The 25,832-nt window shown below is 71.7% G+C and carries 20 protein-coding genes; 8 read left to right on the top strand and 12 right to left on the bottom strand.

From position 1 onward, the window contains the following. Positions 1-82 precede the first annotated feature (82 nt). The 6 genes from ACFYQ5_RS12110 (at position 83) to ACFYQ5_RS12135 (ending at position 8,126) form a co-directional block, all read left to right on the top strand. Entirely contained in the window at positions 83-601 is a 519-nt protein-coding gene (locus tag ACFYQ5_RS12110) for a hypothetical protein (RefSeq protein WP_389196899.1), read from the top strand. Next, a complete protein-coding gene (locus tag ACFYQ5_RS12115; protein ID WP_389196648.1) occupies positions 601-1,995 on the top strand; it encodes a hypothetical protein in 1,395 nt (464 codons plus the stop codon). Before ACFYQ5_RS12110 ends, ACFYQ5_RS12115 begins: the two co-directional genes overlap by 1 nt. Continuing rightward, entirely contained in the window at positions 1,992-3,422 is a 1,431-nt protein-coding gene (locus ACFYQ5_RS12120) for a VWA domain-containing protein (RefSeq protein WP_389196650.1), read from the top strand. The genes ACFYQ5_RS12115 and ACFYQ5_RS12120 overlap by 4 nt, the downstream gene beginning before the upstream one ends. A gap of 52 nt (positions 3,423-3,474) precedes the next feature. Continuing rightward, positions 3,475-4,587 carry an AAA family ATPase gene (locus tag ACFYQ5_RS12125; protein ID WP_389196652.1) on the top strand — a complete coding sequence of 371 codons (1,113 nt, stop codon included), beginning with the start codon at positions 3,475-3,477 and terminating at the stop codon, positions 4,585-4,587. After that, a complete protein-coding gene (locus ACFYQ5_RS12130) occupies positions 4,584-7,385 on the top strand; it encodes a hypothetical protein (protein WP_389196654.1) in 2,802 nt (933 codons plus the stop codon). The genes ACFYQ5_RS12125 and ACFYQ5_RS12130 overlap by 4 nt, the downstream gene beginning before the upstream one ends. Before the next feature lie 141 nt (positions 7,386-7,526). After that, positions 7,527-8,126, top strand: a complete 600-nt coding sequence (locus ACFYQ5_RS12135) for a DUF6058 family natural product biosynthesis protein (RefSeq protein ID WP_389196656.1) — start codon at positions 7,527-7,529, stop codon at positions 8,124-8,126. A gap of 38 nt (positions 8,127-8,164) precedes the next feature. Here ACFYQ5_RS12135 and ACFYQ5_RS12140 read toward each other — a convergent pair whose 3' ends face one another. Continuing rightward, positions 8,165-9,073 carry an NAD(P)-dependent oxidoreductase gene (locus ACFYQ5_RS12140; RefSeq protein ID WP_389196658.1) on the bottom strand — a complete coding sequence of 303 codons (909 nt, stop codon included), beginning with the start codon at positions 9,071-9,073 and terminating at the stop codon, positions 8,165-8,167. Between the two features lie 83 nt (positions 9,074-9,156). On the opposite strand from ACFYQ5_RS12140, the gene ACFYQ5_RS12145 reads away from it, so the two are divergent. Both ACFYQ5_RS12145 and ACFYQ5_RS12150 read left to right on the top strand, forming a co-directional pair. Further along, the gene (locus ACFYQ5_RS12145; protein WP_389196660.1) at positions 9,157-9,528 is read left to right on the top strand and encodes a winged helix-turn-helix transcriptional regulator; all 372 of its coding nucleotides are present in this window, start codon (positions 9,157-9,159) and stop codon (positions 9,526-9,528) included. Positions 9,529-9,813: 285 nt separating this feature from the next. Next, the gene (locus tag ACFYQ5_RS12150) at positions 9,814-11,031 is read left to right on the top strand and encodes an FAD-dependent monooxygenase (protein WP_389196662.1); all 1,218 of its coding nucleotides are present in this window, start codon (positions 9,814-9,816) and stop codon (positions 11,029-11,031) included. A gap of 69 nt (positions 11,032-11,100) precedes the next feature. On the opposite strand, the gene ACFYQ5_RS12155 is transcribed toward ACFYQ5_RS12150, so the two are convergent. The 11 genes from ACFYQ5_RS12155 to asnB all read right to left on the bottom strand — a co-directional run bounded on the left by ACFYQ5_RS12155 (position 11,101) and on the right by asnB (position 25,824). Then, positions 11,101-11,829, bottom strand: a complete 729-nt coding sequence (locus ACFYQ5_RS12155) for an ABC transporter ATP-binding protein (RefSeq protein WP_389196664.1) — start codon at positions 11,827-11,829, stop codon at positions 11,101-11,103. Between the two features lie 10 nt (positions 11,830-11,839). After that, entirely contained in the window at positions 11,840-12,652 is an 813-nt protein-coding gene (locus ACFYQ5_RS12160; protein WP_389196666.1) for an ABC transporter ATP-binding protein, read from the bottom strand. Next, positions 12,649-14,739 (bottom strand): branched-chain amino acid ABC transporter permease, encoded by a 2,091-nt coding sequence (locus tag ACFYQ5_RS12165; RefSeq protein ID WP_389196668.1) that lies wholly within the window; start codon positions 14,737-14,739, stop codon positions 12,649-12,651. The genes ACFYQ5_RS12160 and ACFYQ5_RS12165 overlap by 4 nt, the downstream gene beginning before the upstream one ends. 1 nt (position 14,740) lies before the next feature. Beyond that, entirely contained in the window at positions 14,741-15,943 is a 1,203-nt protein-coding gene (locus tag ACFYQ5_RS12170) for an ABC transporter substrate-binding protein (RefSeq protein WP_389196670.1), read from the bottom strand. A gap of 85 nt (positions 15,944-16,028) precedes the next feature. Then, on the bottom strand, positions 16,029-16,433 hold the full coding sequence (locus ACFYQ5_RS12175) for a roadblock/LC7 domain-containing protein (RefSeq protein WP_389196672.1): 405 nt from the start codon (positions 16,431-16,433) through the stop codon (positions 16,029-16,031). Then, entirely contained in the window at positions 16,430-18,892 is a 2,463-nt protein-coding gene (locus ACFYQ5_RS12180; protein ID WP_389196674.1) for a nitrate- and nitrite sensing domain-containing protein, read from the bottom strand. The genes ACFYQ5_RS12175 and ACFYQ5_RS12180 overlap by 4 nt, the downstream gene beginning before the upstream one ends. 648 nt (positions 18,893-19,540) lie before the next feature. Further along, positions 19,541-20,170 (bottom strand): flavin reductase family protein, encoded by a 630-nt coding sequence (locus ACFYQ5_RS12185; RefSeq protein WP_389196676.1) that lies wholly within the window; start codon positions 20,168-20,170, stop codon positions 19,541-19,543. Continuing rightward, entirely contained in the window at positions 20,167-21,654 is a 1,488-nt protein-coding gene (locus tag ACFYQ5_RS12190; RefSeq protein ID WP_389196678.1) for a dihydroorotase family protein, read from the bottom strand. The genes ACFYQ5_RS12185 and ACFYQ5_RS12190 overlap by 4 nt, the downstream gene beginning before the upstream one ends. Then, positions 21,642-22,886: an acyl-CoA dehydrogenase family protein gene (locus tag ACFYQ5_RS12195; RefSeq protein ID WP_389196680.1), complete on the bottom strand. Its 1,245-nt coding sequence runs from the start codon at positions 22,884-22,886 to the stop codon at positions 21,642-21,644. The genes ACFYQ5_RS12190 and ACFYQ5_RS12195 overlap by 13 nt, the downstream gene beginning before the upstream one ends. Then, a complete protein-coding gene (locus ACFYQ5_RS12200; protein ID WP_389196682.1) occupies positions 22,865-23,968 on the bottom strand; it encodes a PrpF domain-containing protein in 1,104 nt (367 codons plus the stop codon). The genes ACFYQ5_RS12195 and ACFYQ5_RS12200 overlap by 22 nt, the downstream gene beginning before the upstream one ends. Further along, positions 23,968-25,824, bottom strand: a complete 1,857-nt coding sequence (gene asnB / locus ACFYQ5_RS12205; RefSeq protein WP_389196684.1) for an asparagine synthase (glutamine-hydrolyzing) — start codon at positions 25,822-25,824, stop codon at positions 23,968-23,970. Before asnB ends, ACFYQ5_RS12200 begins: the two co-directional genes overlap by 1 nt. Between the last annotated feature and the right edge of the window lie 8 nt (positions 25,825-25,832).

The following is a 25,832-nucleotide window of genomic DNA, read 5'->3' on the forward strand; positions in this document are numbered from 1 at the left end:
CGCTCCGAGCTCCGTTGTCAGTGACCCCCAGTAGGTTCAGTTGTGTTCCGCCGATCCGGCGGGAACAACCCCTCAGCTGTGCATTGGAGATGGCGCGTTGTCGGATTGGGAGAGGTCGAGCACGGCACGGGTGATACCACCCGCGCGGCCGCGCAAGCTCGCCAAGGTTCCGTTCGTCGAGCTGGCCGACGGACGCCTGCAGGGCGTGGTGTCCAGCGGCTCGGACATCGGGCGTGTCTACGTCTCGTCCGTCGCCGCCGGGACCTACGCGTTCGCCTGCAGCACCAACAACAACCGGCCCTGCGGCGGTGCGCACGGATCGTTCTGCAAGCACATAGGCGCTCTGATCAACGAAGCGGTCCTGCAGTACGGGGCCCGGCGCGTCGTCCGGTACCTGAAGATCGAGGTCCCGGAAGAGGACGTCGACGGGGCCACGCTCGCCTCGGCCATGCGGACCACCCGTCCGTCGACGGACGCGACGAAGGCCGCCGCATCCGTCTTCAGCCGGTTCCTGCGTCACCTCGCCTATCTCGAACACGCCCCGGCCACCACGCCGTTGCCCGAGATGCAGTTCTTCCCGCCGACCAGGGCGGTGGCGTGATGCGCGCCGACCTGCTGGCCGGACCGGTGGACGGACTGGACGAAGCACTGGATGCCGTCGACACCTTCGACCGCGCTCTCGTCGGAGGCCTGCTCCGTCCCCAGGCCGCCGCCGATGCCGACGGCCTGACGCGGCTCGCCGGCGCCGTGGTGGGGACACCGCTGGCCACCAGGGTCGCCGAGGCGGCCGCGAAGGCGTCGGCCGGAACAGCGGACGAGGACCACTTCGTGGCCCTGGCCGCCGCGCGGACCGCGCTGCTCGGCTCCGTCCACGACGCGCTGCTGACCCTCGTCGAGGCGGCCGCCGGCCGTCCGCGCGGTGCGTCGGCCGCACCGGCGGCCGACGGGCAGCCGACGGTGAATCTGCTGAACGCCGCCCGCGCCTGGCTCTCCGATCTGGCGCGCTGCGGATGGCAGGGCCTCGACCACGAGGTGGTGTCCGGGGCGGCGGAGGTCGTCTCCGCGATGCTTCCCGACCCGTCCCTGCGCCGGCTCGCGACCCTCCTCGACGGCTTCGCCGCCGAACTCGCCGCGTCCTGCCCCGGTGCGTCGACGGAGCGGTTCCCGGTACGCCGCTGGGCCGACCTCTGGTCGCGCGGGATGCTGCTGACCGTGCCCGGCGCGGCCGGTACGCCCGTGACCGGGACCGCCGACGGGCGCCTGCTGCCCCTCGGTATCGACGTACAGGAGCACGCGACCGCCGCACAGGCGCAGGTGCACGCGGTGTTCGAGCCCGCTGACGGCTCGGCGTCCCGCCTGGTGCGCGCCAGTGTGTCGGTGCCGAAGCCCGACACGGTCCTCGGAGCCGGGATCTGGCAGTTGCTGCGCCCGCACATGTCGCTCCTCGCGGCCGCCGGAGAGGGCCGCTCGATGGTCCTCACCGGTATGCCGGTCACCGCCGAGGGCGACCTCGTCTGGAGTGACGAGCACGCCCGCCCCGGTGAGCCGGCGGAGGCGTTCGCCACCGCCCGCGTGGCGCTGCCCACCGCGACCGCCCCGGTGACCGCGCCTCTGGACCGGCATCCGGCACGCATCGCCGTACCCGTCTTCCTGGAGGGCTACACGGCTCGGACGGACGACGACGGCGTACTGACCTTCACCGTCGCCGGGCTCGACCTGGTCGTCGACACCGACCGCATCCCGGTCGCCGGGCCGCTCACCCCCGAGACCGCCGCCAAGTCCGGAGCCTGTATCGCGCTGATCCGCTGGGACGCCGGGACGTTCGCCGTGCAGCCGCTCGCCGTCGAGACCACGGTGCGGAAGAAGGTGACCTCGGTGCACGCGGGGGCGTGGGCCGGAGGCACGACCGACAAGGCCGGGGCCAGGGCGGAGAAGGCCGCCACCGACGCCGCGACGGTGCTGAGCGAGCGAGCGGGAAGGCTGCTGCGGAAATGACCGGACAGCGGAGTGCACCCACCGAGGTGCCCGGAGAGGCATCGAACGACAACCGCCGCCAGGTCATGTACTGGCGCCTCCTCGCCCGGCTCTTCGACCCGGAGGAGCAGGCAACCCTGGAGTCGGCGAGCCTCGCCGTGGTGGAGGACATCGGGCTGCCGGCCACGCTGCTGGATCCGCAGGCATCGGTCGACTCGGTGGTGCAGCGCCATCCCGAACTGGCGGCGGAGTTCGACGGCCTGATGGTGCCGGATGAGGACGCCGACGGAGAAGGCGAGACCGACGACGCCCGCGACCGCGCCGCGGAGGTGCGACGCGCCGCGCTCGTGTCGAAGGTGCTGCTGAACGTCTTCCAGAACCCTCCCGGAACCGTCACCGCCGGACAGCTGTCCCGGTGGCAGTCCGACGCGGGCTGGCTGGAGCGCGCGCTCGGCTGCACGCCGGGCGAGCTGCGCGGCGGACGCGCCGGAGGCGCGGGTGTCAGCCCGACCGGCACGGGCGGCGGCGGCAGGTCCCCCGACCTCAGCCGTCTCATCCCGGAGATCGGCCCGGAGCTCGGTTCCATCGAGGCCGGCCTCGTCAAGCGGATGAGGCTGCGCGAGGTGCTCGCCGATCCCCAGCTCGCCGGCCGGCTGACACCGAGCATGTCGCTGATCGAACAGCTGCTGCGCGACAAGGACAACCTGTCCGGTGTGGCCCTGGCCAACGCCAAGTCACTGATCCGCCGCTTCGTCGACGAAGTCGCCGAGGTACTGCGTACGCAGGTGGAGAAGTCGACCGTCGGCGCTCTGGACCGCTCGGTCCCGCCCAAGCGGGTGTTCCGCAACCTGGACCTCGACCGCACCATCTGGAAGAACCTCACCAACTGGAGCCCCGAAGAGGAACGGCTCTACGTCGACCGGCTCTTCTACCGCCACACCGCGCGCAAGACGACGCCCCAGCGGCTCATCGTGGTCGTCGACCAGTCGGGCTCGATGGTGGACTCGATGGTCAACTGCACCATCCTGGCCTCGATCTTCGCGGGCCTGCCCAAGGTGGACGTCCACCTCATCGCGTACGACACCCAGGCGCTGGACCTGACCCCGTGGGTGCACGACCCGTTCGAGACCCTGCTGCGCACCAACCTCGGCGGTGGCACCGACGGCACGGTCGCCATGGCACTGGCCCAGCCGAAGATCGCCGAGCCCCGTAACACGGTCGTGGTGTGGATCTCGGACTTCTACGAATGGCAGACCGAGCCGCTGTTCGAGAGCATGGCCGCCATCCACCGCTCCGGGGCCAAGTTCATCCCGGTCGGCTCCGTGACCAGCTCCGGCCGCGCCAGCGTCAACCCGTGGTTCCGCGAGCGCTTCAAGGACCAGGGGACGCCGGTGCTCTCCGGCCACATCCGCAAGCTCGTCCACGAGCTCAAGACCTTCCTCACGTAGGGCCTTTCCGCCCGGTGCAGTCGAACCCGATATCTCAGAAAGGCCTCCACACATGTCCGACCTGTTGCGCGCCCCTGCCGAGACCAAGTACGCCGAAGAGCTCGACTGGCTGGAGTCGGTCGACGACGGCCCCAAGCCGTTCTCCTGGCGGCTGTCGCCGAAGATGGTCCGCCTGTTCATCCTGGGATCCGAGCGCTCCGACGGCCTCGACCGGGAGATCTCCCAGAAGTGGTACGGCGACCGCAGCTTCGTCGAGCGCTCCATCGTCACCCTGGCCTCCGACCGGGGCCTCCTGCTCATCGGCGACCCGGGCACGGGCAAGAGCTGGCTGGCCGAGCTGCTGTCCGCCGCCATCTCCCGTAACTCCACCCTGGTGGTCCAGGGCACGGCCGGCACGACCGAGGACCACATCAAGTACTCCTGGAACGTGTCCATGGTGATCTCCAAGGGCCAGTCACGGGAGTCGATGATCCCCTCGCCGATCATGACCGCCATGGAGACGGGCGCGATCGGCCGCTTCGAGGAGCTCACGCGGTCCACCAGCGACGTCCAGGACGCGTTGATCTCGATCCTGTCGGAGAAGTACATCTCGGTCCCCGAGATGGACAGCGACAACATCGTCTTCGCCAAGCCGGGCTTCTCCGTCATCGCCACGGCCAACAGCCGTGACCGGGGCGTCAACGACCTGTCCTCCGCGCTCAAGCGCCGCTTCAACTTCGTCCGCATCCCGGTGGTGACGAACAAGAAGAGCGAGGCGGAGATCGTCCGCTTCCGCACCGAGGAACTGCTGCGCCGTCACCAGATCGAGCTGGACGTGCCGCCGACCCTGCTCGACGTACTCCTGCAGAGCTTCGCGGACCTGCGGGCCTCCGCCGCCGCGGCGGGCAGCGACGACGAGAAGCTGGAGTCCGCGCTGTCGAGCGCCGAGCAGATCGGCGTACTGGAGGACGCGATCCTGCACAGCAACTTCTTCGGCGAACGCGCGCTGACGGCCCGCACCCTCGCCTCCTCGCTCGTCGGCTCGCTGGCGCGACGCGAACCCGAGGACCTGGCCATCCTCAACAAGTACCTGCACGGCGTCATCGAGCCGCGCAGCAAGGAAGAGGGCGGCTCCTGGCCGGAGTTCCTGGAGGGCGGCCGCGAAGCGATCGCCACCCTGTCATGAGCGCCCTTGAGCAGGGGACGCCCTTCGACGCACTGCGGGGACAACTCCAGGACGCCGCATCGGAGTTCGCGGACGGTCCGGACGCGCTGCAGGGCATCCTCCTCGGCATCGTCGACGACGTCGACCGCGCCGTGCGTGAGCCGCTGGAGATCTTCCCCGTCTGTCACCACTCGCCCGCCTCGGCGGTCGCGATGGCGCGGCGGCTGCGGGAGAAGCAGCCGAAGGTGGTGTATCTGGAGCTGTGCGAGGACATGGCGCCCCTCCTGGCGGAGCTGAAGAACTGCAGGCTCCCGGTGGCCGTCCAGGCGTTCGCGAGTGAGGTCAAGGGCTTCCCCGCGGAATGGGCACCGCTGTCGGTCGTCGCTCCGATCACCGAGGCGTCGGCCGAATACCAGGCCATCGCCTACGCACTGGACACCCCGGGCGTCGAGCTGGTCCTCGTCGACCGGTCCTCGGACCACGTGTTCCAGTGGCAGGCCGGCGTGACGGAGCCCACGGACCCCGACGCGCCGCACGCAGAGGAGGAGGCGGCGCTGCACGGCGACGCCGTCGGGGTGGAGATCGGTGACCTGCGGCCCCGCTTCGCGGAGCTGGAGGAGCATCTCCTGCACCACGGCCGTGTGCGGCACTGGTCGGAATGGTGGCACCAGTACGTCGAACTGCCGCTCGGCGACAGCGACCACGACACCTACCGCCAGGTCATGCTCCTGATCGGCAGCCTGTTCCGCAGGCTGGCACCCGGGGACACGGACCGGGTCCGCGTCGACGAGGACCGCGAGCGTCACATGTGGACCCGGATGCGCGAGCACCTCGCCGCGACCGGCACGGACCCCGAGGACTGCCTCTACGTCTGCGGCGCGTTCCACGCGTCCAGCCGCGTCGAGGAGTTCGGTGTTCACGGCAGCGGCACCTTCGAGATCAGTCCGCCGAGCGAGAGCACCTGGCAGTACGGCCTGATCCCGTCCAGCCACGCGGCGATCGAGGCACAGTTCGGTCTGGCCGCCGGGTCCGTGTCGATCGCCGCCACCCAGTGGGCGAAGAACCTCAAGCGCACCCGGGTGCAACCGTTCCGGCTCGCGGGCCAGGCGGGCGGGAAGAAGGCGGCGAAGCCGAGGAAGACAGCAGCTCCGGCTGTCCCCGTGGCCCCGGAGGCCTCCTCCGACAAGCTCTCCGGCTTCCTGCAGAGCCCGCCCGCACTCGACCGGCTGGACGAGGCCGAACTCCTCGGCTGGTCGGTGGAGATCGTGCGCTCCGCCCGACGCAACGGCTACCTCGCCTCCACGGCCGACGCCATCGCCGTGTTCGAGACGTCGATCCTGCTCGCCGGCATGCGGGACCGGGCGAGGCCCACCCCGTACGACTTCCAGGACGCGGCGGTCACCTGCATCGAGAAGGAGACCGTGCCGGGCAGGCGCGATGTCCGCCGCCTCGTCGAGATCCTGATGGGCGGCGACCGGATCGGCCAGGTCGGCTACGACGCGCTGCCACCACTGGCCCGGGACGTGCACGACCGTCTCGCCCCGCTGAACCTCACGCTTCAGCAGCGCGGGGTGCAGCGGGCTCTGCTGGACATGACCTCCCAGCCGGAGCTACGGCAGTGCTCCGATGTGCTGTGGATGCTGCGCCACCTGATGCCCCACGGCGCAGCACGCCCGATCATGGGCGAGCGGGAGCTCGGCAAGCAGTCGGTCCAGGAGTCCTGGGACCTGGCACTGGGCACCCACCAGCGAGCCCTCATCGAGCTCGGTTACGAGGGCGTCAGCATCGAGCAGGTCCTGGAACAGCGCCTGCGCCGCGCCGCGTACGCCCCGAACGCCACCACGGCGCAGGTCCTCGCGGCCGTCGAGGACGCCGAGTTGCATCTGCGCGGCGGCCGCCTCGCCGACGAGCTGGGCACCCGCGCCCTCGAGGTGCTGGCGACCGAGCGCAGCGTCGACGGTGCGCCGGAGGTGCTGCGCAGGGTGCGCAGGCTCCTGGCGTACTACCGGATCAGCCGGCCGGTGCTGCCGTCGTGGATCGAGTCCTTCGCCAAGACGGGATACGCGCACTACTGCACGCTCCTGCCGACGGCGTTCACCGACGAGGACGCGACCGTGCGCCAGGTCGCCGCGATGCTGGGGTTCCTCTTCAGCATGGAGAGCCTGGCCCTGTCGCTCGGCTGCGACCGGGCCCAGCTGGATCTGGCCTTCGCGCAGTCCCACCCGCGGGAGCCCTCCAGGGTGGCGCTGCTGTGGGCGGCCCGGGTACAGCTCGGTCAGCTCTCCCGCGCCGAGCTGAGGGAGCGGTGCGACGAACTGCTGGCCGACCCGCTGGTGCTGTCTTCCTATCCGCGCTACCTCAGCGGATTCCTGCACGCCCTGGAGCCGGTGCCCCAGCTGGCCGACTTCGTCGTGGAGGCGGTCTCGAACGCCTTCGCACGGCTGCCGGACCCGGTGCTGCTGCCCTGGCTGCCGACGCTGATCACCACCCTGCGGTCCGAGGGTGCCGACCTGGCCCCGCTGTTGATCCGCGAGGCCGGTCGCGTCTTCCCCGGCCGCCTCGCCGCCCTCGACGCCTGGGTGCCGCCGTGGCAGTCCGCCCCGGCGGAAGCGGCCACCACCCCGGCGGCCATCGGCGGCGGTACGGCACGCCGTGCCGTGCTGCTCGCCGCCCACCCGGAGACGTGCGACAGCGTGGCGGAGCTGCTGGGCTACGAGGGCACCTGGGAGGCGGAGGCACCGGCGCCCTCCGGCGCGGTCCTCGTCGGCCGCCACCCGGAGACGGCTGCGGCGCTGGAGGCGCTGCTGGCGGGAGTCTGACGGGCGGGGGAGCGTCAGCCCGCGTGTGCCCCGAGGGTGGCGCACGCGGGCTGACACTTCGGCGAGGGCCGAACCACCGGGTGGATAGCGTGCTGAGCGCGTCGCGGGAGAGACCTGCGCGGGCGACAGCGAAGGACGGACATGGCGGAGAACGACCTGGAACAGCAGATCGCCGAGCGGTTCCGTGAGGTCAACGGCGACCATCCGATGACCGAGGCGGATGACGCCTACGTCAGCGGGCAGTTCGTCGTCCTGGAGGAACTGTGCGCGGCCCGTGGCCTCGATGTCCGTGAGGCCCGTCGGCTGATGCTGGAGCGGCTGCTGCCCCTCCCGGGATACCTGCGCTCCGACGGTCGGGAGATGGTTCCGGCCGGTCTCTTCGCCCTGGCGGACGAAGCAGGCGGCGCGGAGAAGCTCGGAGCCTGGTTCGTCTCCCACTGGGCTGATCCGGCCGTGGGCGAGGAGGAATGGAACGCCTACCTCTCCGGACAGTACGTGTGTCTGCACTCGGTGACCCCTGCCACGATCCAGCGCAAGGACCACCTGACGGCCGCTGTCACCGCCGCGCCGGACGAACCGGATGCCGGGTCGGCACGGTGGTCGGCGCGTCTGCACCTCCTGATCGACGAACTCGACGCGCTGATGCCCGCGTTCAGCCCCTACGACCGACTGCGCTTCGGCGGCCCCACATCGCGCGACACGTGTGTCGTCGCGACGCGTGCCCGCTTCCCGCGCCGCTGAACCCGGCACCGGGCTTCGACGACGGTGGCGTCGACCGGTCAGCGCGGCCCTCGGATGCCGTCGATGATGCGGGTCCAGTTGTCGCTGCCGTGCCCGTCCTCGATCGCTCGCCGGTAGTGGGCCTGCACGGCCAGCGGGAGCGCGAGGTCCAGGCCGAGTGACGAGCTGGTCTCGACGATGTGGTCGGCCGTCGCACCCATCATGGTGACCGTGCTGAGGTCACCGGGATGCTCTCCGGCATCCAGTGCGGTGCCCGGGTTCTCTTCGCCGGCCTTGAAGACGGTGCTGATCGAATCAGCGGCGGAGAGCAGTTCCGGCAGTGATTCCCCGGCCTTCATTCCTGCGGTGCCCAGCATCGCGGTGGCGTGCATCAGCGCGGACAGGGTGGTGAGGAACAGCGTGAGCTGGGCTTGGTACATCAGCTGGGCGAGACCTGGGTCCTGGCCCAGATACTTCGGTGTGCCGAGCAGTGCCAGCACCGACCGGTGGTTCTCCATCACCTCCTCGGGGCCGCTGTAGTAGACATAGGCCGCCTCCGTGCCGACCAGCGGCGCCGGGACCATCACACCGCCGGTGAGGAAGACGGCGTCGTGGCCCGCTGCCCAGGCCGCCGCCTCGCGTGTCCGGTCGGGGGTGTCGGAGCTCAGGTTGACCAGCGTCCGGCCGGCGAGCGATGCGGTGGCGCCGTCGAGGACGTCGTACATCGCCCGGTAGTCGGTGAGGCTGAGGATCACGAGGTCACTCGCTTCGACCGCCTCGCCGGGTGTCGCCGCGAGCGTCGCCCCGTCCGCGACGACGCCGTCGGCCCGGCCGGCGGTGCGGTTCCAGACGGTGACCGGGTGCCCGGCGGTGCGGAGGGTGCGGGTCATCGCCTGGCCCATCGGGCCGAGTCCGATCACGGTGACAGGGCTGTCCTGCCTGGTGGGGAGGTTCTGTTGTTCGTTCACCCCTCCATGTTCGGAGAGCGCCACTACTCTCGGAAGTACCCACTATTTTCTGCGGTACTTACCTTTTCGTAAGGGGACCAGTGATGACCAGGGCGCCGAGACGCGGGCCTTACATCTGTGGCATCGACTCCGCGCTCGACGTGGTGAGCGGCAAGTGGAAGGGCCTGATCCTCTGGGAACTCGACGCCCATCGCGTACGCCGCTTCGCCGAGCTCCGCCGCGGTCTGACGGGAGTCAGCGAGAAGATGCTGACACAGCACCTGCGGGAGATGGAGGAGGACGGTCTCGTGCACCGCGAGGTGTATGCCGAGGTGCCGCCGCGGGTGGAGTACTCCCTGACCGAGCACGGGCGCACGCTCAACCAAGCGCTCGGGCCGCTCGGCGCCTGGGGGCTCGAGCGGATACGTCGTGAACGCTTCGACGCGGTCGATGCGGCCGGGACCGCACACGGCTGAGTTCCCCAGGCGTGGCTGTACGGGACGACTCTGCTTCACGGGCGGCGCGGGACGGCTCACCACGCAGCGCCGGACCCATGAGCTCGCTGCCGGGACTCAGGCCGCCGAGGCCCTGCCCGCCGCGCCTGCCTCACGCGACGGGGCCTCGGTAGGATCCGTGCGAGCCCCGCCCCCAGGGGGCACGGCCGACAACCGCCGATACAGGGCGATTTACGGCCGGATGCGCCGTTGCGGCACCAGCACCCGGAACGGCGTCCGCAACACCGAGTGAGTGGAGTGCCAGTCATGCGTGGAGGCAACATAGCCGTGGTCGGCGGCAGCATCGCGGGGTGTGCCGCGGCCCTGGCCGCGTCGCGCGGCGGAGCCGACAAGGTCACCGTCTTCGAGCGCGCTGACGCCCGGCTCCGTGACAGGGGCGTGGGAATCGCCCTGCACAGTGACCGGTACGACGAGCTGAGGGACGCCGGGTACGTGGCTCCCGAGATGCCCTGGGCGCCCCTGACCCGGCGGGTGTGGAGCGCGCGCGACGGCGAGGCGGACCACGGCCGGGTCATCGGCGAGCAGCCGTTCCCCTTCCGGGCCTACAGCTGGGGTTCCCTGTGGAGTGAGCTGCGCCGCCGGGTTCCCGAGGAGGTCTCCTACCGCTCCGGGTCGGTGGTCACCGGCGTGGAGCCGGACGACGACGGTGTGACGCTGCGGCTCGCGGACGGATACCAGGAGCACTTCGACGTCGTGATCGGGGCGGACGGCTACCGTTCCGTCGTCCGCGAGGCCATGTTCCCCGGCACCGACGCGACGTACGCCGGATACGTGGGCTGGCGCGGTACGTCGTCGGACGTCGCGGACCTCCCCTCGGACGGCTACGACGCGCACAACATCGCCTTCCCCGGCGGACACTGCATGATCTACCGCATTCCGGACGGCGCCGGCGGGCACGTGCTCAACTGGGTCCTCTACACCGCGCCCCCGCAGACCGACGGCCTCCACCCCGACCTGCGGACCCCCACCTCCCTGCCGCCGGGCCGGCTCAACTCGGAGCTCACCGCGCACCTGCGCGCCCTGGTCGCCGACAACTTCCCGCCGTACTGGGCGGCCAGGGTGCTCCGTACCCCCGCCGAGACCACCTTCATCCAGCCCATCTACGACCTGGAGGTGCCGCACTACACCTCGGGCCGGATGGTGCTCGTAGGCGACGCCGCCAGTGTCGCCCGGCCGCACATCGGCGGCGGCAGTGTGAAGGCGCTCCAGGACGCCACCGCCCTGGAAGCCGCCTGGGTGGCAGGGGACAGCTGGAAGGAGGTCCTGGAGAGCTACGACGCCGGTCGCGGCCCCGTCGGGGCGGCCATGGTCGCGCTCGCCCGCCGGATGGGAAGTGCGCAGGTGGAGAACACCCCCGACTGGTCCGCCATGGGCCAGCCGGAGTTCGACGCGTGGTGGCAGGACCAGAACAGCGGCTCCGACCGGCGCAGCGGCTTCGGCGGCCACAGCATCAAGGCCGGGTAGGCCCGGAGCACGGAAAGGGCGGTGACCGTGTGCCGGTCACCGCCCTGGTGGCGGGGTGCCGCTCGCGTCTCAGACCGCCGTCGGCGCGAGTTCGAGCGCGGCGTGCAGCGCGGTGCCGTCGGCGCGGGCGTCCTCGCCGTCCATGCGCAGCGTCATCCGTCCCGAGGTGAGGACCGTGAGGGTACGGGCGCACTCGGCGGCCTGGACGGGGCTGGGGGACACCAGCAGTACGGCGATGCCTTCGTCCGCCAGCGTGGTCACCAGCTCGTAGACCTGCCGGACGAGTACGGGTGCGAGGCCCTCGGTCGGCTCGTCGAGCAGCAGGACACGCGGCGAGCCCAGCAGCGCGCGGGCCAGTGCCAGCATCTGCTGTTCGCCGCCGGACAGATCCGTACCCCGGTTGCCCCGGCGCTCGCCCAGCCGGGGCAGCAGTTCCAGGACGCGCGCGGGTGTCCACACGCTGGGCCGCGTGGTGTCGGCACGGCGTGGCGGACGGTAGGACAGCCGCAGGTGTTCGGCGACCGTGAGCCCCGCGAACACACGGCGGCCCTGCGGGACGAGGCCGATCCCGGCGCGGGCGATCCGGTGCGCCGACTGCCCCGTCACGTCCCGGCCGTCCAGGCGCACGGTTCCGGCGCTCGGACGCATCAGTCCCGCGACGGTGTGGACGAGGGTGGTCTTGCCGGCGCCGTTGTGGCCGACGACGGCGTGCACCGTGCCGGCGGGCACCGACAGGTCCAGGCCGTGCAGGACGGTGCCGCCGTGGTAGCCCGCGGTCAGGCCGGTGAGTTCGAGCATCGGGGGTCGGTCATCCCTTCGCTTCGGCGATGGAGGTGGCGGCGGAAGGCGCCGTACCGGTGTTGTGGTACGCGTCGCGGACCTCGGGGTGCGCGAGTGCTTCCTGGGTCGGGCCGGTGACGAGCACCTTCCCCGCAGCCAGCACGGTCACGGTCGTGGCGAGTTGGGCGACCACCTCGACATGGTGCTCGACCAGAATGATCGCGACGCTCTCCGGCAGACCGCCGAGGATGCCGAGGAGCCGGCCGATGTCGCCGTCGGTCAGCCCGGCCGCCGGCTCGTCCAGCAGCAGCAGACGCGGTTCGCCCGCCAGCGCGGCGGCGAGGTCGAGCATGCGGCGCTGTCCGTGGGAGAGCGTGGAGGCCGGCCGGTGGGCGATGTCCGCGAGGCCGACGGCCTCCAGATGACGGCCTGCGGACTCGGTGTGCTGCCGGTAGCGGGACGGGCTGCGCCACGCGCCGCGGCGCTTCGGGTGGTGCGGCCAGCCGGCCAGTACGACGTTGTCCAGCACCGTCAACTCGCCTATCACCGACGGCTGCTGGAAGCTCCGGGCGATACCGAGGCGACTGCGCCTGGCCGTGGACGTACGGGTGATGTCCGCGCCGTCCAGAGCGATCGTGCCGTGGTCGGGCCGGTCGGTGCCCGCGATGAGGTTGAGCAAAGTGGTCTTGCCGGCGCCGTTGGGGCCGATGACCGCGTGCCGGGCGCCTGCGGGGAGCCGCAGGCTGACGTCGTCGACGGCGGTGAGACTGCCGTATCTGCGGGTGAGACGGGTGAGGTCCAGTACCGGGGGCGCCGATGCGGCGTTCGGTGCGGGCGTCATGGCGAGGCCTTCCCGGTGGGGGTCGGGGTGGGGGCGGCCGGGGGCTGCTCGTGGGACGGGGAGCCCTCGGCCGCCGGCCCGCTCCGGCCGGATCCGCCGCGCAGACCGGCCAGGCCACGGGGCAGCAGGTACACGGCGGCGACGAACAGCGTGCCGAGCAGCAGTGGGCCGTGGCCGGGCCACGCACCAGCGACCCAGTCGCGGGTGATGACGATGAGCCCGGCTCCCATCAGGGCGCCGATCACGGACGTCGTGCCGCCGATGACGGCCGCCAGCAGGGCGAAGGCGGCGATCTCGAAGCCGACGTCGGCGGGGGAGAGGTACTGCTGGACGGTGACCATCAGCGAGCCGCCCACGCCGGCCAGCGCACCGGCGCAGATGTGTGCCACCAGCAGGTAGCGGCCCACCGGGTGTCCCGAGGCACGCATGCGGGCCTCGGCGCCCCGGGTGCCGGTCAGCAGCTTCCCGGCCGGGGAGCGCAGCACGAGCAGGGTGACGGCGACCGCGACGACGGCGACGACGAGGGCGTAGGTGTAGAGCTCACGCTCGTCGGTCATCCCCTCCCCGCCCCACAGCGCCTGCGTGGCGGGGAAGCCGACGAGACCGTCGGCGCCCCCGGTCACGGACTTGAGCTGGTTGATGACGGCGCCGGTCAGTTCACCGACGGCGAGCGTGATCATCAGCACGGTGGTGCCGCGGGCCCGGATCACGGCGGGCCCCACCACCGCGGAGAACACCGCGGCCGCGAGCGCCGACAGGACGATCTGGACGGGGCCCGCGGTCCACCCGGCGTCCGCGAGGTTGGCGGTGGCGTACGCGCCCACCGCGAACGGCGCGGTCTGCCCGAGCGTGGGCAGTCCGGCGTAGCCGGTGAGGATGGTGACACTGACCGCGAGCAGCCCCAGAGCCAGGGCCGAACCGGCCAGCGAGATGCTGTACGAGTCGAGCAGTCCCGGCAGCGCGATCAGCACCACGAGCAGGACGAGCAGCGGAGCGGCCTGCCGCCACGCCGCTCCGCGCGGAAGCCACCCGACCCTGGCGAGCGCGCCCGCCGGAGCCCATGAGTGATCCGAACGCGTCTGCTGTGTACCGGACTTCGCGGCGTTCGTACGGTCCACCGGGACCGTCTCCACTGCCCCGCGCGGGCGGGGCCGCAGCCGTGCGGCGAGCCGGCGGCGGAGCCGGTCCACCGGGTCCGGGGACGGGCCGTGGGAGTCGTGCGCGGCCGCCGGTTCCGCGAAGCGGGTGCGCAGCACCAGCACCGCCGCCATCGCGGCGAAGAGCAGGTACGGCGCCAGGTCCGGCGCCAGGGAGACGCCGAGCGTCTGCACCTCGCCGACGGCGATCGCCGCGAAGAACGTCGCCCACAGCGAGCGCAGTCCGCCGAGGACGACCACCACGAGGGACAGCATCAGCACCGTCTCGGACGTGCCCGGCCCGGGCCCGATGATCGGTGCCCCGAGCACACCCGCAGCCCCGGCCAGCGCACCTGCCGCCGCGAGCACACCGATGTGTACCGCCCGGGGGTTGTGACCGGTGGTCGCGAGCATCTGCGGATCGTCGGCGGCGGCGCGTACCGCCGCGCCCATGCGGGTCCGGGTCAGCACCCAGGTGCCGAAGGCCGCGAGCAGCACGGCCATCACGATGAATCCGAGACGGTACGCGGGATAGCGGTGGCCCAGCAGCGTCACCGAGGAGTCGAGCGCCGCGGGTACGCGTACGGGAAGCTCGTCCGCCCCGAAGAACTGGATGAGCAGATCACCGCCGACCAGGGCCAGCCCGAACGTCAGCAGAGCCTGTGCGAGATGCCCACGGCGGGCGAGCGGAGCCGTCGCGGCGGAGAGGCCCGCCCCGGCGACGCACGCCGCGGCGGTCCCGGCGGCCAGCCCCAGGGCGAGACCGCCCCATGTTCCGTCACTCAGTTCGGCTCCCGTGTAGGCGCCGATCGCGTACAGCGTGCCGTGCGACAGATTCAGTACGCCCGCGGTGCCGAAGGCGAGGCTCAGGCCGGCGGCGACCACGAACAGCAGCAGCCCGTAGGCCACCCCGTCCACCGCCGGGATGAGGTGGGCGTCGAGGAGGTCCATGTCAGCTGCCGAGCGTCGCCAGGTCCTGGACCATGACGTTGGCCAGCTGGGCTCCGTCCGGCCGCACCTGGCGCAGGTACCAGGTCTGCACCGGCGAGTGCGCCTTGTCGCCGAACTCCCAGGCGCCGCGCGGGCTGTCGATCTGGCCCAGGTCCGCGATGGCCTCGTTGATGGTCTGCGGCGTCACCTCGCCGTCCTTCGCCGCATCGGCGATGGCCTTGTCCAGCACGGAAGCCGCGTCGTACGACGACATCGCGTACGTGGTGGGCTGCGTGTCGTGCTCGGCGGTCCAGTCGGCGGCGAACGTGCGGTTGGCCTCGTTGTCGAGGTCGGCCGCGTAGTTCAGGACGGAGTAGATGCCCTTGGCCGCGGGGCCCTGGGCCTGGAGCACGCTGCCCTCGGTGACGAAGGCCGTGTACAGCGGCAGATCGGCGATGTCGGACTGGGCGTACTGCTTGGCGAAGTCGATGGCTGCCTTGCCGGCGTAGAAGCAGTACACCGCCTTGGCGTCCGTCTTGGCGATCTCGGCGAAGTACGGCATGAAGTTGGTGGTCTTCGGGAACGGCGTCCAGGTGGTCTTGCCGTCAGGGTTGGCCAGCTCTCCCTTGACCCGCTTGAACTCGTCCGTGAAGCCACGCAGTTCGTCGTAGCCGCCCTGGTAGTCGGGGCCGATCGCGTAGACCGGGCCGTCGACCTTCTCCTTGACGTACGGGGCGATGGCCTTACCCGGTTCGTCGGACAGGAAGCTCGTCGTCCACACGTATTCGAGGTCCTTGACGGGCGGCCGGGCGTTCGACCCCAGGAACGGGATCTTCGCCTGGTTGACCAGCGGCAGTACCGCGTTGACCGAGCCGCCGCTGACGAAGCCCGTCAGCACGTCGACCTTGTCCTTCTTGACCAGCTTGGTGGCCGCGGGGACGGCGGTCGGCGGACCGTCGCCCTCGTCCGCCACGATGAGCTCGACCTTGCGGCCACCCAGCTTGTTGTCGTGGGTGTCCAGGTACAGCTCGAATCCGGCGCGCAGCTCGGTGCCGACCGGCTCGTAGGTGCCGGACAGGGAGGCCACCAGGCCCACCTTCACGGTGTCGTCGTCGGAGCCGCTGCCGCTGCTGCACCCGGTGACGGCTGCCAGGCCGAGAGCGAGGGCGGCGGCGCCGGCCGGCCGCATTCTGCGGCGGCGGGAACTGGATATGGCGAAGAACATGAGGGCTCTCATCAGGTGTGTCGAGACATGACGGACAGGATGGGCGGTGGAGCGGGGGGACGGCCGGACGGGGCCGGCCCGGCGGTCAGCGGAACTGTCCCAGGCCCGTGTCGCGGACCTGGGGGGACAGCGCGTCACCGACCTGGTTGATGAGCTCGGACATCATGTAGCTGACCTCACCGATGTCCGCGTCCCTGGTCGTGGTCACCAGCAGCGAGGCGCCGCTGGAGACGGCCATGGAGAACATGTAGCCGCCGTCCATCGCGGTGAGGCTGTGCTCGACGGGATCGGTGTTCGTCAACTGGGCGGCGGCGGACAGCAGGTTGACGACGCCGGACGCGATGGCGGCCAGCCGCTCGGCGTCGTCACGCTCCACGCCCGCGTAAGCCAGCGCGAGTCCGTCCACGGACACGGCTATCGCCTGGGTGACTTCCGGGATGCGTCCGGCGAAATCGCTCAGGATCCAGCTCAGGTCGGTGGAAGAGGTCATTTCTTCGTCCGTTCGATGTCGTCGTCGGTGGCGGAGCGCCCACGGGGCTTCGTGCTCCTGTTGATCCCCTGGGCGTAGGCCGCCAGGACGTCGGAGACCTGCCGGGAGTCCCGGCGACGGGGCGACGGCCTCGGCGCGGCGGTGCCGGAACGCGGTTCGGTGCCGTCGCGTTTGCCCGAGGTGGGCCACTGCTGCGGCGCCTTGCGCTGGCGCAGGGGCAGTCCTGAGGAGCTGACTCCGGCGATGCGGGAAGCCGGCTCGTCGTGGCCGGGCGGCGGGCGGTGGTCGCGGCCACCCTGGCTCGCGCCCGAGGCCACGTCGGCCCGGCCCGGTGTGTGCTCGCCGCCGGCCGGCGTGCTGCCCCTGCCGCCGCCCGCACCGGCGCCCGCACCAGCGCCCGCACCGGCGAAGGCGCCGTTACGGTCGGGCCGCGCGTCCGCTGCGGTCGGCTGCCTGCGACCGGTCTGTCCAGGCGCTGTGATCGGACGAGGCGCCTCGTAGCTGACATCGTTGCCGTGATGCGTGCCGTGATGCGTGCCGAGCATGCTCTGCTGCGGCGGCTCGGCTTCCTGCGGGGCCAGGGCCAGCACCTTCGCGGGCAGTGTGACCTCGGCGATGGTGCCGGGGCCGGACGAGTCGCGCAGTTCGACGACGATGCCATGGCGCGCGGCGAGCCGTGCCACCACGTGCAGCCCCATGGACCGTACGTCGCCGATGCCGGTCTGCGGCTCCAGCAGTGCGGCGTTGTGGGCCGCGCGGCGTTCCGCCGTCATGCCCACTCCCTCGTCGACGATCTGCACGACGGCCCGGTCCCACAGCCGCCATACGGCGACCCCGACCTGTTTGTCGGGAGGCGAGAACCGGGTCGCGTTGTCGAGGAGTTCCGCCAGGATGTGCGCCACGTCGTGCACGGCGCGGGCGGTGACGCCGATCCCTGATTCGATGGCGCCGAGGGACACACGGTCGAATCGCTCGATCTGCTGAGCGGCGGCCACGATGACGGTGGAGCAGCCGACATCGGCCGCACGGACCCGGGCGTTTCCGTAACCGCCCAGCACCAGAAGGTTGTTGGTGTTGCGCTCCATGCGGATGGCGAGGTGGTCCAGGGCGAAGAGGGTCTTCATCCGCACGGGGTCGGCCTCGTCGCGCTGCACCGTGTCCAGCTCGGACACCATCACGGCGGTCAACTGCGCACCCCTGCGGGCGACACCGACCAGCGTCTCGGCGAACTGTTCGTGGATGTGCGCCTGTTGGGCCGCCAGGCGGACGGCCTCGTGGTGGACGGCGTTGAACGCCTCACCGACCTCGCCGATCTCGTCCTCGCCCGTGGTCGTGACCGGGTCACTCGTCCGCGAGGCCACCTGCTCGGGCGTCGCGCCGCTCAGCGCGCCCGGCTGGGACAACTCGTGCATCACGGCGGGCAGCCCGGTATGGGCGACCTCGTGTGCGGCGTTACGCAGATCGCGCAGCCGCCGGATCATGACGCGGCCCAGGCGGATCGCGACGACGACGGCGCCGACCAGGGTCAGCACCACCAGGGCGACCTCGGCCCCCGCGATCCACAGGAGCTCGGTGCGCGTGTCGGAAACCAGGGCGAAGACGGACTCGTCGATCCGCTTCTCCACCGAACGCAGCAGCGTCTGACGGTCGTTGGAGGCCTTCTGCCACTCCTGCGGAGTGACCGGGATGACCGTGCCCGTGCCCGTACGCCCGATCTCGTCCTCGAGCCGTCGGGCCTCCAGTGCCTTCGCTCCGGAGAGGGTGCGCTCCAGCCAGGTCCGCCACTGGCCGGGGCCGAGGTCGAACAGGACACCGGTCGACTCGGTGTAGCCCAGCCGGCTGGCGTCGAACGTCCGCTGGGAGGCGGTGGTGAAGCCGCCCGCGGCCTGGGCCCGCATCACGGTGACCTGCTGCTGGGCCGTGTGCTCGGCCGCCTCGGACAGTGCGGCGGCAGCACGGATCCGGTCCGCGATGTCGGCGTCGACACCGTCCGCCTGCGCGATGCCGTCGCGGTAGCCGTTGAGATCGGCGATCACGATCCGGTAGCCGAAGGCGAGCGCGGAGATGGTGCTGCTGCCCGAGCGCACCTGGGCGCGGAGTGCGGGCATCTCGTCGATGAACCGGTCGATGCGGTCCAGGGCGTCCTGTGCGTTGCCGGGTACCCCGGAGAGGTGCTCGGTCCGGCTGCGGAATCTGGCGATGCTTTCATCGGTCGCGTCGGAACGGAGTCGGAACACGTCCGAGTCCACCTGTTGGGAGACCAGGGCGGTGGCTGCCGCCCGCTCCTGCTGAAGCTGGTGGGTCAACTCCCCCGCGCTGGTGGCGGCATCGGCCATGGCGGTCAGCCGGTCGGCCTGGAGTGCTTGGTCGGTCGCGGGCGCGAGGGCCAGAACCGAGAAGGTGATGGCCACGGTGAGGGGCGCGGCGACGAGGAGCGCGAGGCGACGATTGATTTTCACCGCGCGGCTCCGTCGCCGGCACCGGTGCTGAGTATCGGGGGCACGCAGATACCTGTTAACGGGTTGTGGGGGGTGTCGGTGGGGGAACGACGGCACCTCGCCCGCCCGTTGGGCACGGGCAGGCAGTGCGAGTGGGGGGTGGGCCGTGCATGGGAGTGGGAGGAACGGTGCAGTTGGGGCAGGTGGGACCCTGTGGCGCGGCATGATCCTATGCGGTTGTTCGCAATTCCGGACAGGTATAGCTGCGAAAAATATGAGCACCGATCGCACAGGGGGCGCACGGCTCGGTCACATGTGTGTGATTTCCGGACAGTTTTGAGCCAGGGGGGAGAGGCCGGAATTGGCCCGTCGAACCCTTCCTGACCAGCGGTCCGGTGCTGAGTGAGAGGGCCGGACCGGTTCGCGGGACTGCTCACGGAGTGTTGCGGCGAGCCGGCTTGACCATCTGCTCGACGCTCGATGTCGTTGCGGAAAGGTTAGATCTTTCCGGCCGGTTCCAGCCGTGGGAGCGCGGCCACCCGGCCCGACGCCGACGCGGCGGCTCGGCCGGACGTTCCCGGCCGAGCCGCCGTTCGTTTTGCGTTCCGTACACTCCATGACCACGTCGTGCCGCGTTCTCCCGGTAGTGCGGCGACCTCCACCGCGCGGTCAGCGCGCCTCCACCGGCCTCGCGTGGGCGAAGCCCCTGTGGTGCCAGACCAGGCCGCCTGCCGGGCGGCCCAGGCAGTCGGAGACCGCCACCCGTCCCACCAGGATCGTGTGGTCCCCCGCCTCGATCACGTCGTGCCGTGCGCAGGTCAACCGCAGTGCGCTGTCGGCCAGCTGTGGCGCGTGGCGGGCGGTCGGACCGTCGGCCAGCGGCACGTCCTCGAAGCGCTGCCCGGTGGGGCCCGCGAACTTTCGCGCCAGGGCCTCGTTCTCCGGGCCGAGCAGATGGACGGTGAAGGCGGCCGCACCGGTCAGTACGTCGTGGGTGCGCGAGCCCCGGTCCAGGCAGACCAGGATCAGCGGGGGGTCCAGAGACAGCGAGGACACGGCGCTGGCCGTCAGGCCCCGTGGACTTCCCGTGTCGTCGTAGCACGTCACGACGGTGACGGGGGCGGCCAGGGAGGCCATCGCGGCACGGAACTCGTCGGCCGGGATGTCGCGGGCCATGACCGCGCCCGGAGGCTCGGATACCAGGGCGGAGGTGATGGCCGTACGCGGCTCGGATTCCAGGGCGGTGGCCGTGTCCGTACGCGGCGCGGCGGACTCGGTCAGCAGACTCGTGGCGTTCATCGGACGGCCCCTTCCAGCTCCCGGTCCCGCACTGTCGGCAAGGACGCCTCGGACAGATCCGTCTCGGGCCGGGCCGGTCCCGGCAGCCAGCGGCCACGTGGCTCGCCCACCGTTCCACGGGCAAGATCCCAGGCGACCCGGCCGCCCGTCACCACCGTCGTGAACCGTCCGGTGAACATCCAGCCCTCGTACGCGGACCAGCCGCACAGCGAATGCACGTGCTCCGCCGACAGCTGCCAGCGTGCGGACGGGTCGAGGAGCGCGAGGTCGGCGTCCGCGCCGACCGTCAGCCGGCCCTTGCCAGGCAGCCCGAACAGGTCCGCGGGCCCCGTCCCCATCAGCCGTGCGAGGTGGACGGCCGCCGCGTCGGCCTCGATTCCGCGCGCGAGCAGGCCCGTCCACACGGAGACGGCGAGTTCCTGGACGCCGGGCAGACCGGGCGGAGCCTCGGCCGGCGGGCGGTTCTTCTCCTCGACGGTGTGCGGGGCGTGGTCGCTGCCGACGGTGCTGGCCTCGCCGCTGAGCACCGCCTGCCAGAGCCGTTCCCGGTCGCGCGGGGCGCGGATCGCCGGGGACAGCCGGGTGCGCGGCCCCCGCCGGGCGGTGTCGTGGTCGGTGAACGACAGGTGGTGGCCGGTGACCTCGAACGTGATCGGCAGTCCCTCGGCCGCCGCCGCGGCCAGCAGATCGGTCTCCTCCGCCGACGACACGTGCAGCACGTGCACCTTGGTGCCGTGGGTGCGGGCCAGATGGACGACCTTGGCGACGGCGACGATCGCCCCGGAGCGCGGACGGTGCGGTTCATAGGCGTCGTACGACTCGGGATCGCCGCTCCGGGAGTCCAGCAGGTCGAAGACGTGCTGGTCCTCGGCGTGCAGCACGAGCCGCACGTTGCCGCGCGCGGCGGCGGCGAAGGCCGCCTCCAGCTGGTGCGCCTCCCGGAAGACCACGGGCGCGGTGTGGTGCCCGGCCATGAACGCCTTCGCCGAGGTCGCCACCGCCGGGTCCAGGTCGGCGAGGACCTCCGGGTGGTCGGGATCGGCCCCCATGTGGAAGCGGTGATCCACGTAGGAACGGCCGGCGATCAGAGCCGCCTTGGCCCGCAGGGAGGCCGTGTCGAGGGACGGCGGGCGGGTGTTGGGCATGTCCAGGACGGTGGTGACTCCGCCCGCGAGGGCGGCGCGGCTGCCGTGCTCCCAGGTCTCCTTGTGCTCCAGGCCGGGGGTGCGGAAGTGCACGTGCGAGTCGATGAGGCCCGGCAGGACGTACCGGCCACGGGCGTCCAGGCGCGGCCCGGAGGGGAGCGGGTCGCCGGGGTCGACGAGGGCGGCGACCCGGCCGTCGCGGACGACGACGGAACCGGCGCGGACTCCGTCGGGGGTGACGAGCCGGCCCCCTGCCACCACCAGGTCGGCCTCGGCGGCGTGTGCGGGACGGAAGGTGGGAGATATGCGGGACGAGAGGGCGGTGTTCAACGGTTCCACGACAGACTCACCAATTCCTTGCAGAGGTCGTTGGTCGGTCCCATCAGGGCGACGGCACGGGCGTCGCGCCCGAACCGGTTGATCGGGTGCGTCTCGACGTATCCCGCCGAGCCGAGGAACTGGGCCACGTCCGCCACCACCCGCTCGGCCGCCGCGGAGGCGGCCAGCTTGGAGTGCAGGGTGGTCAGTCCCGGGTCGGCGGAGGTGCGGCGGCCGGCGCGTTCCACCACCGCGCGGGCGGACTCGACCTGGGTGGCCAGGTCCACCAGACGGTGGCGCACCGCCTGGTGGACGTAGAGCCCGCGGCGCGCGGCATGCTCGTGCGCGGCGTCGAGCGCCGCCTGGGCGATCCCCACGGCGACCGCCCCGAGCGTGGCCCCGCTGTCCCGGACCCGGGCGATGATGGACGCGGCGACGCCCGGTGGGCCGAGCCGCGCGGTGTCGGGGACGCGGCACTCCCGCACCGACACGAAGCCCGTGGCGGAGCCGCGCATCCCGGTCAGCCGGAGCGAGGTGTCGGGCAGCAGGCCGGGATGCTCGCCGGGGACCAGGAAGAACGTCTGCCCGGCGGCCCCGTACCCGGTGTCCTGCGAGGAGGAGTCCGACGCGGCGGGCTCCTCCTGCGACTGCGCCAGGACGAGATAGACGTCCGCCAGCCCGGCACTGGTGGTGAAGGACTTCGCGCCGTCGAGCAGCCAGCCCCCCTCGGGGGTGCGGTGGGCCAGGGTCGACAGCTTCTTCTTGTCGGCCCCCGCCCCGCTCTCCGACCACGCGGAAGCCGCCAGCCACTGGCCGCCGGCCAGCTTGGGCAGCACCTCGCGGTGCTGGGCGGGGGTGCCGTTCTCGACGATCCGGCTGGTGACGGCGCAGTGCTGGAAGAGCATGATCGCGGCGGAGGCGTTCACCGCGGCGACCTGCTCGACACAGGAGTTGAGCGCCACCGCGTCGGCTCCCGCCCCGCCGTGGGACCTGGGGACGACGAGCGCCAGCAACCCGCTGTCGCGCAGCACGGCGACGGCCTCGCGGTCCGGCTCCCGGCTGCGGTCGGCCGCCTCGGCGCAGGCCGACAGACGGCTCAGCACCTCGGGGGAGGGGACGAGGGGGGCGGGACGGACGGGATCGACGGGGCCGTGGGAGCCGGCCGGCGGGTACGGACCGACGGCGTACGAGTCGGGCAGTGCCCGCGGCGGTGTGCTCCCGCGCACGGCGGTCAGGCTGTCAGCGGAAGCCACGGGGTCTCCTCGGATATGCGGTCGGACAGGGCGAGTACGGAGGTACGGGGGCCGGCGGCGGAACCGACTCGCGGGGGCGCGGTCCGGGGGCGTGGCAGCAGGCCCCGGTAGTCGACCTGTTTCTCGGCGACCGACACCCAGGCGAGCCTGCGCTCCCCGTCGGGGCCGAGCGTCGAGTGGGCGGCGACCCGTACGCACCCGCCGGGGGTGCGCACGGGCAGCAGCGCGTCGGGGTCCTGAGCCGCCCGCCCGGCCAGCGACCAGGGCACGGTGCCCGCGATCCCGGCTGCGGCGCCCAGGCAGATCGCGCCGGTCAGCGCGACCGTGGGGTGCCAGGACGGCACGGACACGGCCCGGACGAACAGTCCCCCGCCCTCCTGCGGCAGCAGGGCGGCGATCTTCGGGAAGGCACCGAAGGTGTCCCAGCCCTGCGACTCGCAGACCGCGACCCGCAGCCGGGTCATGGCGGTGAACAGCCGCGGATCGTCCGCGAAGAGCGCGTCGGGGCTGCTCACCCCGAGGTCGGAGGCGTCGACGAAGGCGTACGCGTTGCCCATCGACACCAGCGAGACGGGCACGGCCCGGCCTTCGAAGGGGACGTGGGTCACCGGCTCACCCGTCATGAGCAGCTCGGGCAGCTTCAGCGGTGGCGAGCACAGGAAGTGGGCCGTGAACCGGGTGCCTCCGTCGGAGGTCTCCTCCGTCTCGCAGACCACGTTGTCGCCGTTGTTCAGTACGTTGACCCGGACCCGGCAGCCCGGAACGAGGGGCTGGATCATGCCGGTGCGGGCGGCGGCCTCGACGGCGGCCAGGATCGAGTGACCGCAGGAGCCGCGCAGGTCGAAGCTGTCGTAGCTCTGGGGAAGGGACTGCACGAACCGGTAGTCGAGGTCGAAGAGCGGATGCCGGGACGGCCGGACGATGGCGTTCTTCAGGACGTCGCCGGCCCCCTGCCCGCTGAGCTCGGCCCGTAAGCCGGTCAGCGCGCCCAGGAGTTCGGGCTCGGACTCGGGGAAGTCGCGTCCGTCGAGGACGACGGTGGGGCAGGGGGCGCCGTGCGCCCTGGCGAGGGAGACGCTCATCAGAGTGCCACCGCCAGTTCGGGCGTGCGCACTGTGGCCGCGGCGGAGGATCCGAAGAACTCCGTGCGCCACATCTGGTGCGACATCAGCGCCCAGATGGCCAACGACGCCTGGTCGGACGGCCGGGCAGCCTGCTCGGCGAACAGGGCGTCCACCGCCTCGTACCGCAGTCGTCCGTCGGCGCGCAGCGTCTGCGGCGACAGTATGTCGCGGGCCATCGCCCACATCCGCTGGCCCGGGGACAGCATCGCCGTGATCGGCAGGGTGAACGGCTGCTTGGGGCGGTTCAGGACACTGTGCGGCAGCAGTCCTTCGGCCGCCCGGTACAGGGCGCGCTTGACGCCCGTGCCGGGGATGGTGCGGTGCCGGTCGGGCAGCGTCGCCGCATAGCGCACGATGCTGGGCTGGCAGAACGGGAGCCTGGCCTCCACCGAGCTCGCCATCGACAGGTGGTCGACCCGGCGCAGGTGGTAGGCGGGGAGCCGGTAGCGCTGCTCGACGCGGCAGATCCGCTGGAGACGGCTGCCCGTGCCGTGCGTGAGGGTCTCGGTGAGGCCGGGCGGCATGGCGGCCGGCCCGTGGGAGTGGACGGAGGCGGCGTAGTCGCCGGTGTAGAGGTGCTCGCGCAGGGACCGTGGCACGGCGGCCAGGTGGTCGAGGTACGCGCCGGCCCAGTCGGCGCCCTCGGGGGCGGCGAGGGCCTGTGTCATGCGGGCGTATCCGCCGAAGAGCTCGTCGGCGGCGTCGCCGGTGAGGGCGACCTTGAATCCGGCGTCACGGACGGCCCGGAAGAGCGAGAAGGTGCTGAGGGTGATCGGATCGGCGTTGGGCTGACCGAGGTGCCGTACGACGTCGCCCATCAGGTCGGGGAAGGTCGCCGGGTCGATCTCCACCTGGTGGTGGACGGTGCCGGTGTGCCGGGAGACCTCGGTGGCGAAGGCACGCTCGTCGCCGGGCCAGTTGCCCGTGTAGGCGATGTTGAACGTGTGCAGGGAACCGGACGCACCGCGGTCCCGGAGGGCGCGGGCGGCGAGCGCCGTGACCAGGCTGGAGTCGAGACCACCGGAGGTGATGGCGGCGACCGGGGCATCGGCGACGAGCAGCCGGGACACCTCGCGGGCCAGGAGGTCGCGCAGTTCGTCGCCCGTCTGCGAGAGACTGCGCCCCTCGGGGACCGGAGGCGCGCTCTCGTACCCCATGCGCCGCGTGGTGAGGTGCAGGCCCTCCTCGCGGGTGACGACCGCGGTGGCGGCCGGCGGCAGTACGTCGATGCCCTGGAACATGGTGCGCTGGCCGAAGGGGGTCTTGGCCGACAGGTAGGTGTGCAGGCCCAGTTCGTCCTCGTAGGGGCGCACGTCGCTGAAGCCGAGCAGCGCGGGTAGCTCCGAGGCGAAGTGGAAGCGGCCGCTGCGCTCGTCCCAGTGGTAGTACAGGGGCTTCATACCGGAGGCGTCGGTCGCGACCACCAGACGCGGGGCGCGCCGCAGGTCCATGACGGCGACGGAGAACATGCCGTCGAGCTGCTCGGCGAACTGGTCGCCGTACGTCAGGTACAGCGCGGGCAGGATCGAGCCGTCGCAGCGGTCCTCGAAGTGGAAGCCCTGCCGGATGAGTTCGGTGCGCAGGCGGTCGTGGTTGTAGAGCTCGCCGTTGAAGACGACGGTGATGTCGCCGAGGCGGTACGGCTGTGCGCCGCCCTCGGGGTCCATGATCGACAGCCGGTTGTTGCCGAGGGCCCAGCCGGAGTGCTGGGCGAAGGACTGGGCGTCGGGCCCGCCGTGGTGCTGGAGGGCGGCGACGTCGCGCATTTCCTGGGCGGTGGTGCGGGCGTTGAAGGATCCGTGGATACGGCACATGGCTCAGG

Source organism: Streptomyces sp. NPDC005794, from assembly GCF_042871445.1.
In the GTDB taxonomy this organism is placed as follows: Bacteria; Actinomycetota; Actinomycetes; order Streptomycetales; family Streptomycetaceae; genus Streptomyces.

What these genes read in the sequence shown, in the direction of transcription:
- ACFYQ5_RS12165 (WP_389196668.1), bottom strand. Translation starts at nt 14,739, where the DNA reads ATGGACCTCCTCGACGCCCACCTCATCCCGGCGGTGGACGGGGTGGCC.
- ACFYQ5_RS12125 (WP_389196652.1), top strand. Translation starts at nt 3,475, where the DNA reads ATGTCCGACCTGTTGCGCGCCCCTGCCGAGACCAAGTACGCCGAAGAG.
- ACFYQ5_RS12155 (WP_389196664.1), bottom strand. Translation starts at nt 11,829, where the DNA reads ATGCTCGAACTCACCGGCCTGACCGCGGGCTACCACGGCGGCACCGTC.
- ACFYQ5_RS12115 (WP_389196648.1), top strand. Translation starts at nt 601, where the DNA reads ATGCGCGCCGACCTGCTGGCCGGACCGGTGGACGGACTGGACGAAGCA.
- asnB (WP_389196684.1), bottom strand. Translation starts at nt 25,824, where the DNA reads ATGTGCCGTATCCACGGATCCTTCAACGCCCGCACCACCGCCCAGGAA.
- ACFYQ5_RS12200 (WP_389196682.1), bottom strand. Translation starts at nt 23,968, where the DNA reads ATGAGCGTCTCCCTCGCCAGGGCGCACGGCGCCCCCTGCCCCACCGTC.
- ACFYQ5_RS12135 (WP_389196656.1), top strand. Translation starts at nt 7,527, where the DNA reads ATGGCGGAGAACGACCTGGAACAGCAGATCGCCGAGCGGTTCCGTGAG.
- ACFYQ5_RS12130 (WP_389196654.1), top strand. Translation starts at nt 4,584, where the DNA reads ATGAGCGCCCTTGAGCAGGGGACGCCCTTCGACGCACTGCGGGGACAA.
- ACFYQ5_RS12170 (WP_389196670.1), bottom strand. Translation starts at nt 15,943, where the DNA reads ATGTTCTTCGCCATATCCAGTTCCCGCCGCCGCAGAATGCGGCCGGCC.
- ACFYQ5_RS12120 (WP_389196650.1), top strand. Translation starts at nt 1,992, where the DNA reads ATGACCGGACAGCGGAGTGCACCCACCGAGGTGCCCGGAGAGGCATCG.
- ACFYQ5_RS12175 (WP_389196672.1), bottom strand. Translation starts at nt 16,433, where the DNA reads ATGACCTCTTCCACCGACCTGAGCTGGATCCTGAGCGATTTCGCCGGA.
- ACFYQ5_RS12185 (WP_389196676.1), bottom strand. Translation starts at nt 20,170, where the DNA reads ATGAACGCCACGAGTCTGCTGACCGAGTCCGCCGCGCCGCGTACGGAC.
- ACFYQ5_RS12150 (WP_389196662.1), top strand. Translation starts at nt 9,814, where the DNA reads ATGCGTGGAGGCAACATAGCCGTGGTCGGCGGCAGCATCGCGGGGTGT.
- ACFYQ5_RS12160 (WP_389196666.1), bottom strand. Translation starts at nt 12,652, where the DNA reads ATGACGCCCGCACCGAACGCCGCATCGGCGCCCCCGGTACTGGACCTC.
- ACFYQ5_RS12145 (WP_389196660.1), top strand. Translation starts at nt 9,157, where the DNA reads ATGACCAGGGCGCCGAGACGCGGGCCTTACATCTGTGGCATCGACTCC.